At 50.7% G+C, this 14205-nt stretch carries 14 protein-coding genes; 13 read left to right on the forward strand and 1 reads right to left on the reverse strand.

Translation table 11 applies throughout. The features are described from left to right. The 11 genes from RWS31_RS07950 to RWS31_RS08000 all read left to right on the forward strand — a co-directional run. The coding region (locus tag RWS31_RS07950) for a phage holin family protein (RefSeq protein ID WP_314597698.1) at positions 1-170 on the forward strand (170 nt) is incomplete at its 5' end. Positions 171-277: 107 nt separating this feature from the next. After that, positions 278-463, forward strand: a complete 186-nt coding sequence (locus tag RWS31_RS07955; protein WP_314597358.1) for an SHOCT domain-containing protein — start codon at positions 278-280, stop codon at positions 461-463. A gap of 34 nt (positions 464-497) precedes the next feature. Further along, a complete protein-coding gene (locus tag RWS31_RS07960) occupies positions 498-1994 on the forward strand; it encodes a recombinase family protein (RefSeq protein ID WP_314597359.1) in 1497 nt (498 codons plus the stop codon). After that, positions 1979-3592 carry a recombinase family protein gene (locus RWS31_RS07965; protein ID WP_314597361.1) on the forward strand — a complete coding sequence of 538 codons (1614 nt, stop codon included), beginning with the start codon at positions 1979-1981 and terminating at the stop codon, positions 3590-3592. Before RWS31_RS07960 ends, RWS31_RS07965 begins: the two co-directional genes overlap by 16 nt. Before the next feature lie 94 nt (positions 3593-3686). Next, positions 3687-5171 carry an AAA family ATPase gene (locus RWS31_RS07970; RefSeq protein WP_314597363.1) on the forward strand — a complete coding sequence of 495 codons (1485 nt, stop codon included), beginning with the start codon at positions 3687-3689 and terminating at the stop codon, positions 5169-5171. Between the two features lie 210 nt (positions 5172-5381). After that, entirely contained in the window at positions 5382-5543 is a 162-nt protein-coding gene (locus tag RWS31_RS07975; protein WP_399553744.1) for a magnesium chelatase domain-containing protein, read from the forward strand. 20 nt (positions 5544-5563) lie between these two features. Next, positions 5564-7093, forward strand: a complete 1530-nt coding sequence (locus RWS31_RS07980; protein WP_314597365.1) for a YifB family Mg chelatase-like AAA ATPase — start codon at positions 5564-5566, stop codon at positions 7091-7093. Between the two features lie 30 nt (positions 7094-7123). Further along, the gene (locus RWS31_RS07985) at positions 7124-7441 is read left to right on the forward strand and encodes a TfoX/Sxy family protein (protein WP_314597367.1); all 318 of its coding nucleotides are present in this window, start codon (positions 7124-7126) and stop codon (positions 7439-7441) included. A 77-nt stretch (positions 7442-7518) separates the two neighbouring features. Next, the gene (locus RWS31_RS07990; protein ID WP_009646011.1) at positions 7519-8145 is read left to right on the forward strand and encodes a DUF47 domain-containing protein; all 627 of its coding nucleotides are present in this window, start codon (positions 7519-7521) and stop codon (positions 8143-8145) included. After that, positions 8138-9133, forward strand: a complete 996-nt coding sequence (locus tag RWS31_RS07995; RefSeq protein ID WP_009646076.1) for an inorganic phosphate transporter — start codon at positions 8138-8140, stop codon at positions 9131-9133. Before RWS31_RS07990 ends, RWS31_RS07995 begins: the two co-directional genes overlap by 8 nt. A gap of 139 nt (positions 9134-9272) precedes the next feature. After that, positions 9273-10919, forward strand: coding sequence for a nucleoside kinase (locus tag RWS31_RS08000; protein WP_314597369.1), 1647 nt, complete (start codon positions 9273-9275; stop codon positions 10917-10919). 316 nt (positions 10920-11235) lie between these two features. Here the strand turns inward: RWS31_RS08000 and RWS31_RS08005 are convergent, their stop codons facing one another. Further along, on the reverse strand, positions 11236-12003 hold the full coding sequence (locus RWS31_RS08005) for a TVP38/TMEM64 family protein (RefSeq protein ID WP_314597371.1): 768 nt from the start codon (positions 12001-12003) through the stop codon (positions 11236-11238). A gap of 236 nt (positions 12004-12239) precedes the next feature. Between RWS31_RS08005 and tig the strand changes: the two genes are divergently transcribed. Next, positions 12240-13529 carry a trigger factor gene (gene tig / locus RWS31_RS08010; protein WP_314597372.1) on the forward strand — a complete coding sequence of 430 codons (1290 nt, stop codon included), beginning with the start codon at positions 12240-12242 and terminating at the stop codon, positions 13527-13529. Between the two features lie 61 nt (positions 13530-13590). Next, positions 13591-14199 carry an ATP-dependent Clp endopeptidase proteolytic subunit ClpP gene (gene clpP, locus RWS31_RS08015; protein WP_314597700.1) on the forward strand — a complete coding sequence of 203 codons (609 nt, stop codon included), beginning with the start codon at positions 13591-13593 and terminating at the stop codon, positions 14197-14199. Positions 14200-14205 lie beyond the last annotated feature (6 nt).

Genomic DNA, 14205 nt, shown 5'->3' on the forward strand with positions numbered 1-14205 from the left:
ACGTCCACATCATCGGCAGCGGCTGCGTCCTGCGCTCGGCGGTGATCTTCTTCTACCTGTCCAACGAGGGCATCTCCATCGTAGGACACGCAGCGAGAATGGGGCTTCCCGTACCGAAGAAGCTGCAGGAAGCCATGAAGGAGATACGGGAAAAGCAAATGCTCGGATAAAGGAACGAAGCCCGGCGGGGGAAACTTGCCGGGCTTATTTTTTTGATCAAGTGGTGACCACACCAGCTGTATCTGTCCTCTTTTTAATGAAGGGAGTGTGTAATCAAATGAGCAAGGAAGCTGGAAAAAGGGAAATCATCTATCAGATGACCATGCGCACCGCATGGAAAATGGTGCAAAAGGAAGTTCTGTCGAGAGAAGAATATCTCGATTTTGAAACGAAAATGCGCGAGAAATACCGTCCTGTCATTGGCGGTTTATTTTCCGATATAGACTTGCTATCGTGCGGATAGTACGGGAATATAGGCATGGAAAGGAGCGGATGAGATGAAAATACGGAAGATTGAACGAAGCGCTCCCGCCATGCGTCCGAAACTGCGCGTAGCGGCATACGCCCGTGTTTCTGTGGACACACTGCACCATTCTCTGGCGGCGCAGGTAAGTTTCTACAGTGCGCTGATTCAGCAGAATCCGGAGTGGGAATATACCGGTGTATATGCGGACGAAGGAATCACGGGGACGAGCACAGCCCAAAGAGATGCGTTCAAGCGACTCATTGCAGACTGTGATGCCGGGAAAATTGATCTGGTGCTCGTCAAAAGCATCAGCCGCTTTGCACGAGATACCGTGGATTGCCTGCATACCGTGCGGCATTTGAAAGAACGAGGAATTGCCATTCGCTTCGAGCGAGAGAACATTGATTCCATGTCGGAGGACGGAGAACTTCTCTTGACGCTGCTCGCATCCTTTGCGCAGGAAGAGAGCAGGAGTATCGGTGACAACATCCGATGGGGCGTGCGAAGAAGATTCTCTGAGGGGATTCCGAATGGTCACAAAGCGCCTTATGGCTATATTTGGGATGGTGAGATGTTCCGCATAGTTCCGCATGAGGGCGAGATCGTCAAGGAGATTTACCGAAGATACCTTGCCAGGGAATCTGCGTATGCCATCGCCAAAACGCTTGCAGGGCGTGGAATCACGGGTAGGCAGGGAAGAGCAATTGAGCAGACCACGGTAAAGGATATTCTCTCAAGTATTTCTTATACGGGAACGATGGCTCTGCAGAAAAACTATATCACGGAAGGTCATAGACGGAAGCGTAATAAAGGCGAACTTCCCATGTATCTAGTGGAAGGAATGTTTGAGCCGCTCATAAGCCGAGGTGATTTCGATAAGGCACAAGAGATACGGAAACGGAGAGCCGCGCAGTCTAGCAATCGGAATCCTGTTCTTCTTCCGTTTTCCGGAATGGTGAAATGCGGATGCTGCGGAGGTGGATTCAGCAGAAGAACCGCAGGGAAGTATAGACGATGGGGCTGCAACACAAGGGAACGGCGTGGGATTGATGTTTGCGACAGCCGTCCGATCAAAGAAGAGGAGCTTGTTGCTGCGGTCAGAACCGTCATGGAAAAGGATGATTTCGATGTCGCTAAACTCAGGCGCAAGGTGTCCAAGATTGTCATTCACGGTGACTGTGTGGAATTTCACCTAACAAATGGTCGCATAAAAAAGACTGCCCGCATCTACAACGGGCAGCGTGGCAGCAATCCATTCACGAACAAAGTCTACTGCGCCTCCTGCGGCAGCAAGTGTGAGCGCGATACATGGACGAAGGGAACTAAGGTGTGGTCTTGCAGTCAGCCACGCACAAAATGCCAACTGAGGAGATTGTTCGAATCCGAACTACAGCAAGCGGCGATTTCACTCTTGGGCGATGGCTACGAGGGCAAGATTGTGCAAGATATTGCTCGGATTGAAATAGACACGGAAGAAATCATATTTCAACTCAAAGAAGGAGGCGCATACCGATGGCAAAGACAGTGAGAGTCATCCCAGCAAGCCCTAAAATCTTTCGCTCTGAGGTTACGGCAGAACCAAGACGGCGTAGGACGGCAGGATATGCCAGAGTTTCGACTGACCATGAAGAACAGGCTTCCAGTTACGAAATGCAGATGGCACATTACAAGAACTACATTGAGAGTCGTGCCGACTGGGATTTCGTCGGCATGTACTCCGATGAGGGAATAAGCGGCACGAACACCAAGAAGCGCGATGGCTTCAACCAGATGATTGAGGATGCCCTTGCAGGCAAGATTGACCTCATCATCACCAAGTCCGTCAGCCGATTTGCAAGAAACACCGTAGATTCACTCCAAAACGTCCGTAAGCTCAAGGAACATGGCGTAGAGATTTACTTCGAGAAGGAGAACATATGGACGTTCGATTCGCGCGGAGAACTCCTCATAACAATTATGTCCAGCCTAGCTCAGGAGGAAAGCCGCAGTATCTCGGAGAACACCACATGGGGCAAGCGGAAGCAGTTTGCCGAGGGTAAGACCAGTGTGGGCTACAGCGCATTCCTCGGCTATGACAAGGACTTCAAAATCAACGAAGAACAGGCGAAAATCGTAAGGCTCATCTACAAGCTATTCGTCGGCGGACGCTCCTTCTATGCCATTGCCAAAGAATTGGAAAAGCACGGTATCAAATCCCCGTCGTGTAAGGATAAGTGGTACATTTCCACGGTGCGCTCGATTCTTACCAACGAGAAGTACCGTGGCGATGCACTGATTCAGAAAGAGTACACGGCGGACTTCCTCGATAAGACGCGACGAAAGAACACGGGCGAGATTCCGCAGTACTATGTGGAGGAGCACCACGAGGCGATTATCTCGCCGGAATTGTTCGACTTTGTGCAATCCGAGATAAAACGCAGAGAGCAGAACGGCAAGCACAGCGGCGTGAGCATCTTTGCGAACAAAATCAAATGTGGCTGCTGCGGCGGTTACTACGGGGCGAAGGTTTGGCATTCGACCGACAAATACCGCAGGGTCATCTACCGCTGCAACAAGAAATATGCTAGCAAGGGAAAGCCGTGCAACACAAGGCATTTGTCGGAAGAGGAAATCAAACAGATTTTCGTCAATGCTTTGAACTCCTTGGTGGAGGTCAAAGAGAAGGTGATTGTGGAACTTCGGTCATTGATTGACGACGTTTGCCAAACGGTGGAGCTGACTGAGGAGCGTAATAGAACAGAGCAGGAACTCGGTGTCTTGGCAGAACGCCTTGAAACACTGATTCGCGAGAATGCGCGGGTGGTACAGGATCAGACGGCATATCTGAAACAGGAAAATGAGATTCGCGCACGCTATCTGGAAAAGCAGGCGCATCTGGCGAGGTTGGATGAGCGAATTGCCGAGAGGGACGGCAAGAGAAATACCTTGGAGAGCATGATTCAAGTGGTATATGGTATCAACGGGGAACAGGTTGAGTTTGACGAGCAGCTATGGGGCGGACTGCTCGATCACATTGTGGTCAAGGAGGATGGGAAGATTACCGTTGTTTTCAAAGGCGGGATTGAGATTGCTGTTGAAGCGTATTATTCATCGAAATGGTATAGAGTAGCTGTGCAATATTTATGAAACTGTGATATAATTTTTATAATAAACCAAGATTGTAATTAACTCACAGATGAAATACATCTGGAAGTGTCAGCGTAAAATGGGGAATAAATAAATGAATTTGACAATGAAAATACAAAATATAAAAAATATTACTAATTTAACAATTGACTTTCCGTTAGATAAAGGTCTGTACGCAATCACTGGGGAAAACGGTGCAGGAAAAAGCACGCTAATAGCATGTGCATCAACTGTTTTTTACTGGATGCCTATGAATGACTATTTTGGTAGACCAGAAAATGCTTCGATTAAATTCACAATGGGAGCGGCGACTCGTGGCTGGGTATTTTCAAATAAACAATGGCGGTCGAAAAATTCTGATATCAAAATGAAACTTAGAGGGTTTTACGAAGGAAGCATAATTTTTGGAAATCGATTTAGAAATACTCGATTTTCTGTAATTCACATTTTAGATAACCTTAAATTTGAAGATATGTCTATTGCCGACGAGTTTGTGAGAGAAAACTTGGGGGAGATTTTACATAATGACAGTGATTATTACAAAGAACTGTTTATTTTAAAAAGAGCAATTACCAAGGCAAAGAAATTAACAGGCGATCCATACTTCTATCGAACAAGTAAAGGCGAATTAATTAACCAAGCACGAATGTCAACGGGCGAGAATTTATTGATTAGTATTTTGCATTCCTTAAATATACTATATAACAAGCAGAAGCAACGTAATGATGGTTGGCCATGTATAGTTTTTTTAGATGAGATAGAATTGGCATTGCACGCTTCTGCACTTCGACGATTAGTATTATTTTTAAAGAGAATAGCGGAAGAAATAGATTTAGCGATTTTTTTCTCGACACATTCAATTGAGTTGCTTCGAGAAATTAAAGCGCAGAATATTTACTATCTCCAGTATAATGTGGATGATTCACTTTCGATAAATAACCCGTGTTACCCTGCTTATGCAACGAGGAATCTATATAGTGATGACGGCTATGGGAACGATATGGTAATCCTTGTTGAGGATGATTTGGCGAAACTCATAATTGAGAGGATTCTAATCGAAAAAAATTTACTTCAAAATATCCGAATAAAAGTTCTTCCGACAGGGGGCTGGACAAACACAATAATAATGGCCTATGATGTTCTTTCTTCAAGTCTTTTGATGAAAAGCACCAAACTTGCAGTAGTTCTTGATCGTGATATAAAATCAGAGGTTCCTGCATTCATTAGTAACAACAAGAAATATAGTGGGATTAAACTTGATTATTTGCCGATAAAAAGTCTGGAAAAATTCCTTCGTAATAACTTGTTTGTAAAAGTAAACAGTGATTTGTTTTCTCTACTTGACAACTATGTCTTTCAAAAAAATCCTTTAAATGCCATCCTAAGAGAATATAAACGAAAAAATAAAGAAGATGATACAGATGGAAAAATACTTTATGGATATTTACTTAATGAATTGCGATCTATGCGCAAAGATAGAGAAGAGCTTATAGAACTTGTTGTAAAATATATTATGAAGAATGAAACTGATGAACTCGAAGAATTAATTGCATATTTATCCGAAAAAATTAGAGATTAGTTTTTTCAGTCATATGATGTTACTTACAAGAGCAATATGATTGTCAAGCATGAAACAAAGTCCAAGAGTATTTAATTAATCTCTTTTGGAACAGATTGAATCTTTATATGCTTGTTTAGTATCCGTTGGATTAAAGTTTGCTCCGTTTTTTGCAAAATAGACTTGATCCGAACGAATAATCTTATATTTGAAACGTGGGAGGGAAGACCGTTGTTTGCAAAGACCTATGGTGCGTCGACCCTTGGGATTGATGGACGGATCATTGATGTTGAAGTGGATGTGTCCCCAAGGTTGCCGGGCTTTGCGCTGATGGGGCTTCCCGATACGTCGGTGAAGGAGTCGAAGGAGCGGGTGACAGTCAATCTCGCTTAACAAAAAAGAGGTGCAGCCTTGTGTTTGCTAAATCGTATGGTGCGGTGACTTTCGGGGTGGATGGGAAGATCATCGACGTCGAGGTCGATGTTTCTTATGGATTTCCTGCGTTCGACATCGTCGGGCTTCTTGATACGGCGGTGAAGGAATCGCGTGAGCGTGTGCGCACGGCGATCAAGAATACGGGCGTGAAGCTCAAGCCTGCGCGGGTGACGATCAATCTTGCGCCTGCGGACATACGAAAGGACAGCTCGGGGCTGGATCTGCCGATTGCCGTCGGGCTGTTGGCGGCGTATGGGTTGATTCCGACAGAGCGCATCGAGCACGCCTTGTTTGCAGCGGAGCTTTCGTTGGAAGGGGAGCTTCGGAGTGTGCGTGGCGTATTGTCCATGACGGTCGGGGCTAAGGAGCATGGTTTTAAGGAAATCTTCGTTGCGCCGGGCAACGGCAGTGAGGCATTGCTCGTCGATGGCATCCGCGTGTATGCGCCGAAAAGTTTGCGCGAGCTGTATGATTTTCTCTTGGGCAAGGCGGAATTGCTTCCATTGGAAGCGACACCTGTTGCGGCGTGTGATACAGAAGTGCCTTCGGATGACTTTGCCGATGTGCAGGGGCAGTTCTTCGCCAAGCGTGCTTTGGAAATCGCGGCGGCGGGTGGGCACAATCTCCTGATGGTCGGCGTGCCGGGCTCGGGCAAGACGATGCTCGCGCGACGCCTGCCGTCGATTCTGCCGCCGATGACGCGGCAGGAGGCGCTTGAGGTGACGAAGATCTACAGCATCGCGGGGCTCTTGAAGGACGGCAGCGGTCTCGTCGAGACGCGTCCCTTTCGCAGTCCGCATCATACGACGTCGACGGTGGCGATGATCGGCGGCGGCAGCATCCCGCGTCCGGGCGAGGTGACGCTCTCGCATCACGGCGTGCTGTTTCTCGACGAGCTGCCTGAGTTCGGCAAGTCGACGCTGGAAGTTCTGCGCCAGCCGTTGGAGGACGGCGCTGTGACCGTGGCACGCGTCAATGCGACTTTGACATTTCCCTCTCGTATCATTTTGGTCGTGGCAATGAATCCTTGTCCGTGCGGCTATTTTGGCGATAAGGAGAAGAGCTGCGACTGCACGCCGAACGAGATCAAACGCTACACGCGGAAGATTTCGGGGCCGCTGCTCGACCGCATCGACATTCATGTCCATGTGCCGCGCGTCAAGTACGAGGATATGACATCTGTGGCGAAGGCGGAATCTTCGGCTGTGATTCGGGAGCGCGTCTTGGCTGCGCGAGAGATTCAGATGGAGCGCTTGCAGGAATGGGGCATATTCTGCAACGCGCAGATGAGTCATGCGATTTTGAAAAAGACGTGCACCCTTGAACCTGATGCACAAAATCTCTTGGCACAGGCATTCCAAGTCATGAATTTATCAGCACGCTCGTATGACCGCATCATCAAGGTCGCACGCACGATTGCCGATCTTGACGGGGCGGCGACGATCGAGGCGAAGCATGTGGGAGAAGCTATACAGCTCAGGGACGATGTGGGGCTGAATGTGGAGTGATGAGGAAGTCATGTTGATGGAGGAAGGTTTATGGCATCGACGAAAGAGTATCTGGAGTTCGTATTGGAACAGCTATCCAGTTTGGAAGATATTTCCTATCGTGCTATGATGGGCGAGTACATCCTATATTATAAGAAAAAAATCTTCGGAGGAATTTACGATGATCGATTCCTTGTGAAGCCGGTCGAGGCAGCTGTTGTGCATATGCCGGATGCAGCGTATGAACTGCCTTATGAGGGGGCGAAGGAAATGCTGTTGGTGGATCGTTTGGATGATAAGGCGTTTTTGAGTGAGTTGGTGCGTGCGATGTATGAGGAGCTGCCCGCGCCGAGAGAGAAAAAGAAATGAAATATTGCTCTATCCGTAAAATAGTGATATAGTGATAGCGAAAGAGTCGATGATTACTGTATTCTGGGAGGAAACAGATGTTTAATTTCAAGAACAAGGACTCGGAGTTTTTCGACTTGTTCCTCGAAAGCGCCCAGTATTTCCATAAATGCGCTGTGATGATGGATGAGGTCATGCAGGACTACAGCAAGGCGGAAGCGAAGATGCGCGAGATCATCGATCTTGAGCATGAGGCCGATGCCGTCAATGACAGGATTATTGACAAGCTCAACCAGACATTCATCACGCCGATCGATCGTGAGGATATCTATGCACTCGCCAACGGCTTGGACGATGGCGTTGATTTCCTGCAGGGCACGCTGCAGCGCGTCGTCATGTATCATATCGCTGGTGTTCGTGACAGCGCGATCGCCCTCACGAAACTCCTCATCGAATGTACGGAGGAGATGATGAAGGCGTTCAAGCTCTTGAAACATGTGAAAAAGAACCAGAATGAGATCTTAAAGTGTACGCACCGCATCAGCAGTTTGGAGAGCGAAGGGGATCGCGTCTATCGCAATGAGGTCGCCAATCTCTTTGAGAATCTCAAAGATCCCATCGAACTCATCAAATGGAAGGATCTTCTGGAATATCTGGAGGATACACTCGATCATTGCGAGAAGGTCGCGGACATGGTGCGCGGCGTGGTGATGAAGTATGCATGAGCTGCAGTTTCTTATACTGACGGTTATCGTGCTTGCCTTGCTTTTTGACTTCATCAATGGTTTTCATGATACGGCAAATGCCATCGCCACGTCCGTTTCGACACGCGCCATCAAGCCCGCACATGCCATCATCATGGCGGCTGCTTTAAACTTCCTCGGTGCGATTTACAGCACGGGCGTTGCAAAGACGATTGGCGGCGACATCGTTGCGAGCGCGGAAATGGTTGATGAACATATCATCATAGCAGCTCTCATGGGATCGATCGTTTGGAATCTTTTCACTTGGTATGTGGCGATGCCAAGCAGCTCTTCACATGCACTGGTCGGCGGCATTATCGGTGCTGTGCTCGTTTCCACGGGAAGCACGGGACTGAACTTTATAGGCATTGGCAAGATCGTCTTGTCGCTGATCGCGTCGCCGCTCTTGGCGATTTTTTCCGGCTTCATTGTCATGACAGTGCTCTTTCTGTTGTTTGGCCGCTTCGCACCGTCGGCGCTCAACGGGCGCTTCAAAAAGATGCAGATTCTCTCGGCTGCGACCATGGCTTTCTCACATGGCTCGAACGATGCGCAGAAGTCGATGGGTATCATCACTTTGGCGTTGCTTTCTGGCGGCTATCTGTCGAGCTTTGAGGTTCCCGATTATGTGAAGTTTCTATGCGCGGCAGCGATGGCGTGCGGCACGGCGCTCGGCGGCTGGCGCATCATCCGCACGATTGGCGGTAAGATCTTCAAGCTTGAGCCGATCAGCGGCTTCGCTGCCGATCTCAATTCTTCCATCGTCATCTTTTCGGCGACGCTTCTGCATCTGCCCGTCAGTACGACACATGTTGTTTCCGGATCGATCATGGGCGTTGGCACGGCGAAGCGCATTCGTGCCGTGCGTTGGGGAGTTGCGCAGCAGATGCTTGTGGCATGGGTGCTGACGATTCCGTGTACGGCTGTCATGGGGGCATTGGCATATCAGATTGTTCTTTGGATTTTTTAGGAAATTATGACTCATGGATTCTTATGTTGCTATCAATGGCTGGAAATGGACGCTTTCGGCGTGCTTTTCAGCCATTTCTTTTTATAGGAATCCCTTATAGTTTGTCGTTTGACTGTACAGGATGGTAGGAGGAAGAGATATGCGCTGGGAGAAGGGAATGGGGCGGGAGCTTCCTGCCGAAATGACGCTGTTGGAGCTTGCGCAGGAGGTGCAGAAAAAAGGGGAGCCGCTTATCGTGGCAGCGCGTGTGGATAATGTGCTGCGCGATTTGCAGACGCCTGTCGGAGATTTTCATACGATCGAGCTTGTTGATACGAGGAGCGAGTTCGGACGGCGCATCTATCGCCGATCTGTGGTATTCTTGCTCATCATGGCGGTGCGGGAACTTTATTCCGAGACGGAGGTCGTCGTACAGTTCACAGCGCACAAGGGGCTTTATTGTGCCATACAGTCGCCGTTCGATGTGACAGAGAGCGTGGTGCGTGCGTTGGAGCAGCGCATGCGCGAGATCGTTGCAGAGAACCGTCCGATCGTCAAGAAGCGCCTGCAGAGAGAGGAAGTCGTGCAGCTCTTCAAGAAATCAGAGCAGATTGAAAAGGCGAATCTCGTCATGTCTCTTGAGACAGAGAAGGCAAGCCTTTACTACTGCGGCGAGTTTTATGACTATCTGTTTGGCCCGATGGTGTCTGCGACGGGCGTTTTGGATAAGTTCGCTCTCGATGCCATGCCGGGCGGCGTGCTGCTGCGTACGCCGGAACCGAGCGCGCCTGAGATCGTGCCTGCGTTCAAGGAGCAGCCGAAGTTCGGCAGCATCCTCATGGAGGCGGAGCGCTGGGCGAGTGTCCTGCACTGTGACTATGTATCTGATCTCAACCGTTATATCCGTCGCGGTGAGGTGGCTGACATCATCCATGTATCGGAGGCTCTGCACGAAAAGAAGATTGCCGAGATTGCCGATCATATTGCATCGAACATCAAGGAACTGCGTCTCATCTTGATTGCGGGGCCGTCGTCTTCGGGCAAGACCTCGTTCGCTCAGCGCCTGCGCATCCAGCTTCGCGTCAACGGCATCGAGCCGGTTTCCATCTCGCTTGACGACTACTTCCGCAACTGGGAGGATACGCCGCGCACGAAGGACGGGGCGTATGACTTTGAAAATATCGGCGCACTCGATGTCGAGCTGTTCAATGACCATCTTGTGCGCTTGCTGAATGGCGAGGAAGTTATCCTGCCGCATTACAACTTCCTCACGGGGAAACGCGAGGTGGGATCGGAGCATCTTTCCATCGCGCCGACATCGCCGTTGATCGTCGAGGGCATCCATGGCCTCAACGAGGCATTGACCGCCTCTGTGCCGCGAGGCAAGAAGTTTAAAATCTACATCAGCGCTTTGACGCAGCTCAATATCGACGCGCACAACCGCATACCGACGACAGATGCACGGCTTCTTCGCCGCATGGTGCGCGACTATCAGTTCCGTGGCGCCTATGCCTTGAAGACTTTGCGTCAGTGGCCTGATGTGCGTGCGGGGGAGGAGAAGAACATCTTTCCATTTCAAGAGGAGGCGGATGCGATGTTCAATTCGGCTCTGATTTATGAGCTTGCTGTATTGAAGCGCTACGCCGTGCCGCTTCTTGAGATGGTGCCGCGTGATGTGCCTGAGTACACCAAGGCGAACCGCTTGCTCGATTTCTGCCGTTGCTTTTCTGACATCACGGAGGAATACGACATTCCGAACAATTCGCTCCTGCGCGAATTCATCGGTAAATCGATCTTCTTCAAATAGGAGAGGGGAAGTGAAGAAGAGGTTAAATGGCACGGTTCTAAATAACAAAGGGGCTCCTCCGCAGACTCGAAAGAGTCTGCGGAGGAGCCCCTTCTGCGATAAGTTATACGCACAAACGTCCACTTTGTGGACAGTCGTGCGCCGTCTTTAATGAAAATTTGCCAATCGGTCTGCACCCTTCGGGCTTGGCTTCTTGGACTTTTGCGGTCAGTTTTATTTACAAATGATTATACGGGGTGTTCCTATGCCACGCAGTGCAGAAAGAGGGATTAAGAACAGAATCATTCGCGTGCAACGAAGAAGTGATTTCCATGCATCAGGATTTTGCATTTTGTCGCAGCCCCTTTTTCTTTTGCATTTTTGCGTGTTCGTCGAGGATTTTCTGCATGGCGTCCGCCTTCTTTTCGACGCGTTTCTCGTAGTACCAGGCGCCAATGACGAGGAGGACGGCTGCGATACATACGAGGACGAGGCGCGTTGGGTCTGGGTTCTTGAGAACGGTATCGTGTCCGATGATCGCCTCGATGGCGGTTGAGGGAAACTTGCCGACGAAGGAGGAGATGACGTAGTCCCTAAGACTGATGGCGCTCAGGGCGCCGAGCGCGTTCAGGAGTGCCGATGGGACATAGGGCACCATGCGTGCGATGAGCATGACGGTGAAGCCGTTTTTGCCGCTGTAGGCGTCGACCTTCTTGAGCCGCGGGTGCTTGGCGATCAGCTGTTCTGCCGAGGCGCGGAAGAGAAAGCGCAGCAGCAGGAAGCTGATCGTGACGCCGACGGTCTCGGCGATGACGGAGAGGACGATGCCGGGCACAATGCCGAAGATCAGGGTGTTCGCCGTGGAGAAGATGATGGCGGGCGGAAAACCAATGGCATTGACGAAGAGCACGAGCCAGAAACTGAAGAACATGGCCCAAGAGCCGAAAGAACGGATGTATTCTGCCGTCGCAAGGAGATCGCCGCTCCTTAAGACCTGCCAGAGTTCGGGAAAAAACGTTGGATTGGCAAGGTGGATTGCATAGAGGAGAGCGCACGAGAGGAAGAGGGCGACGAGCTTGACGATGTTCATGGGATTCTTGAGCATGGACAGCCTCCTTCGATCCAATAGAAAAGACGGCTTCATTATAGCAGAGATTCGTTGGTTTTGCACGCGGCAAACCGCGAGCATCGAATGAATAATCCGTGGGAGAAATGCTTGTATTTCCCATTTGAGTATGGTATCATGAATAGTATGGCAAAATGGGATTGCAAGGGGGATGCCCTTGCTTTTGTCCCTTGGAAACCATCGATGAAGGAACATTTAGGAGGGTATTTCATACTATGAAGGTTACTGCAGAGAAGATGGACAACCACGAGGTCGTGCTGACAATAGAGGTAGAAGCGGAGGTCTTGAAGAAGGCCGAGGCGAAGGCTTGCAAGGACCTTGCAAACCGCGTGAGCATCCCGGGCTTCCGCAAGGGCAAGGCGCCGCGCCATATCATCGAGCAGCGCATCGGCAAGCAGGCGATTCTTGATACGGCATTTGACGCCGTGGCGGACAAGGCGTTTGCCGACGCCCTGAAGGAGCAGGACATGACGCCCGTTTCGCGCCCCGATATCGAGGCCGTGACACTGGAAGAGGGAAAGGATGTCGTCTTCAAGGCACGCTTCACGGCAAAGCCCGAGGTAACGCTCGGCGAGTACAAGGGCATCCAGGTTGAAAAGAAGGTCGATGAGATCACGGATGAGGACATCAATAAGGAAATTGAGAGCATGCGTCGTCGCCGCAGCCAGATGGTCGATGCTGCCGAGGGCGCTGAGGTCAAGAGTGGCGACCTCGTGACTCTCGACTTCAAGGGCTTCGTTGACGGAGAGGCATTTGAAGGCGGCGAGGGCAAGGACTATCCGCTCGAAATCGGCTCGAACCGCTTCATCCCGGGCTTCGAGGATCAGCTCATCGGTGCGAAGGTCGGCGAGGCACGCGACGTCAACGTGATGTTCCCCGAGGAGTACCACTCGAAGGATCTCGCAGGAAAGCCCGCGAAGTTCGAGTGCACGATTCACAGCATCAAGGAGCGTCAGCTGCCTGAACTCGACGATGAGTTTGCCAAGAAGGTCAGCAAGTTCCAGACGGTCGAAGAGCTTCGTGTCGACATCCGCAAGAACCTTGAGCATGCCGCACAGCAGAAGGCAGATAACGACTACAAGGTCGCCGTCATCGAGAAGGCGACGGAGAACATCACGGTCGACATTCCTGCCGTCATGATCGAGAACCGCGTGACGATGATGATTCAGGAGATGGCGATGCGCCTGGAGCAGCAGGGCATGAAGCTTGAGCAGTACCTGCAGTACGCAGGCACCGACCTCAACCAGATTCGCGAGCAGTACAAGAAGACGGCTGAGGAAAACGTCAAGACCGACCTCATGCTGGAAGCTGTGGCGAAGGCCGAAGACATTAAGGTCGAAGGCAAGGATCTCGACGATGAGGTTGCAGCGATGGCGCTGACCTACGGCGCGACGCCGGCGCAGGTCCGGAAAGTCGTCAAGGAGCAGGGACGCATCGGCGATCTCATTACGACGGTTCTCAGAAAGAAGACGTCGCAGTTCATCTTGGATAACGCCGCGAAGTGATGACACGTTCTTTCACGGTCGTTGACGTCGTCATATATGGAGTGATTGCATGAACAGCTATATGAACAGTTATGTTCCCATGGTGGTCGAGCGGTCGAATCGAGGAGAGCGCGCCTACGATATTTATTCGCGACTCTTGAAGGATCGTATCGTCTTCGTCGGCGGGCCGATCGACGACAACGTCGCGAATGTCGTCGTCGCGCAGCTCCTCTTCCTTGAGTCGGAAGATCCCGATAAGGACATCCACCTTTACATCAACAGCCCGGGCGGCGTCGTGACGGCAGGTCTTGCCATCTACGACACGATGCAGTACATCCGCCCCGACGTGTCGACGATCTGCATCGGACAGGCGGCGAGCATGGGTTCGCTTCTGCTGACAGCGGGGGCGAAAGGCAAGCGCTACGCGCTTCCCCTGGCACGCATCATGATTCATCAGCCTTTGGGCGGTGCACAGGGACAGTCGACGGACATCCAGATTCAGGCGAAGGAGATTCTGCGCCTCAGGGAAGTCGGCAACGACATCCTCGCCAAGCACACGGGGCAGCCGCGTGAAAAGCTTATCGCCGACACGGAGCGTGACAATTTCATGACGGCAGAGGAGGCGAAGGAATACGGTCTCATCGACGAGGTCATCACGCGTCCTGTCAAAATTGAGAAGCCCAAGAAGTAAGAGGTG

The sequence above is a fragment of the uncultured Selenomonas sp. genome, from assembly GCF_963528755.1.
In the GTDB taxonomy this organism is placed as follows: domain Bacteria; phylum Bacillota; class Negativicutes; order Selenomonadales; family Selenomonadaceae; genus Selenomonas.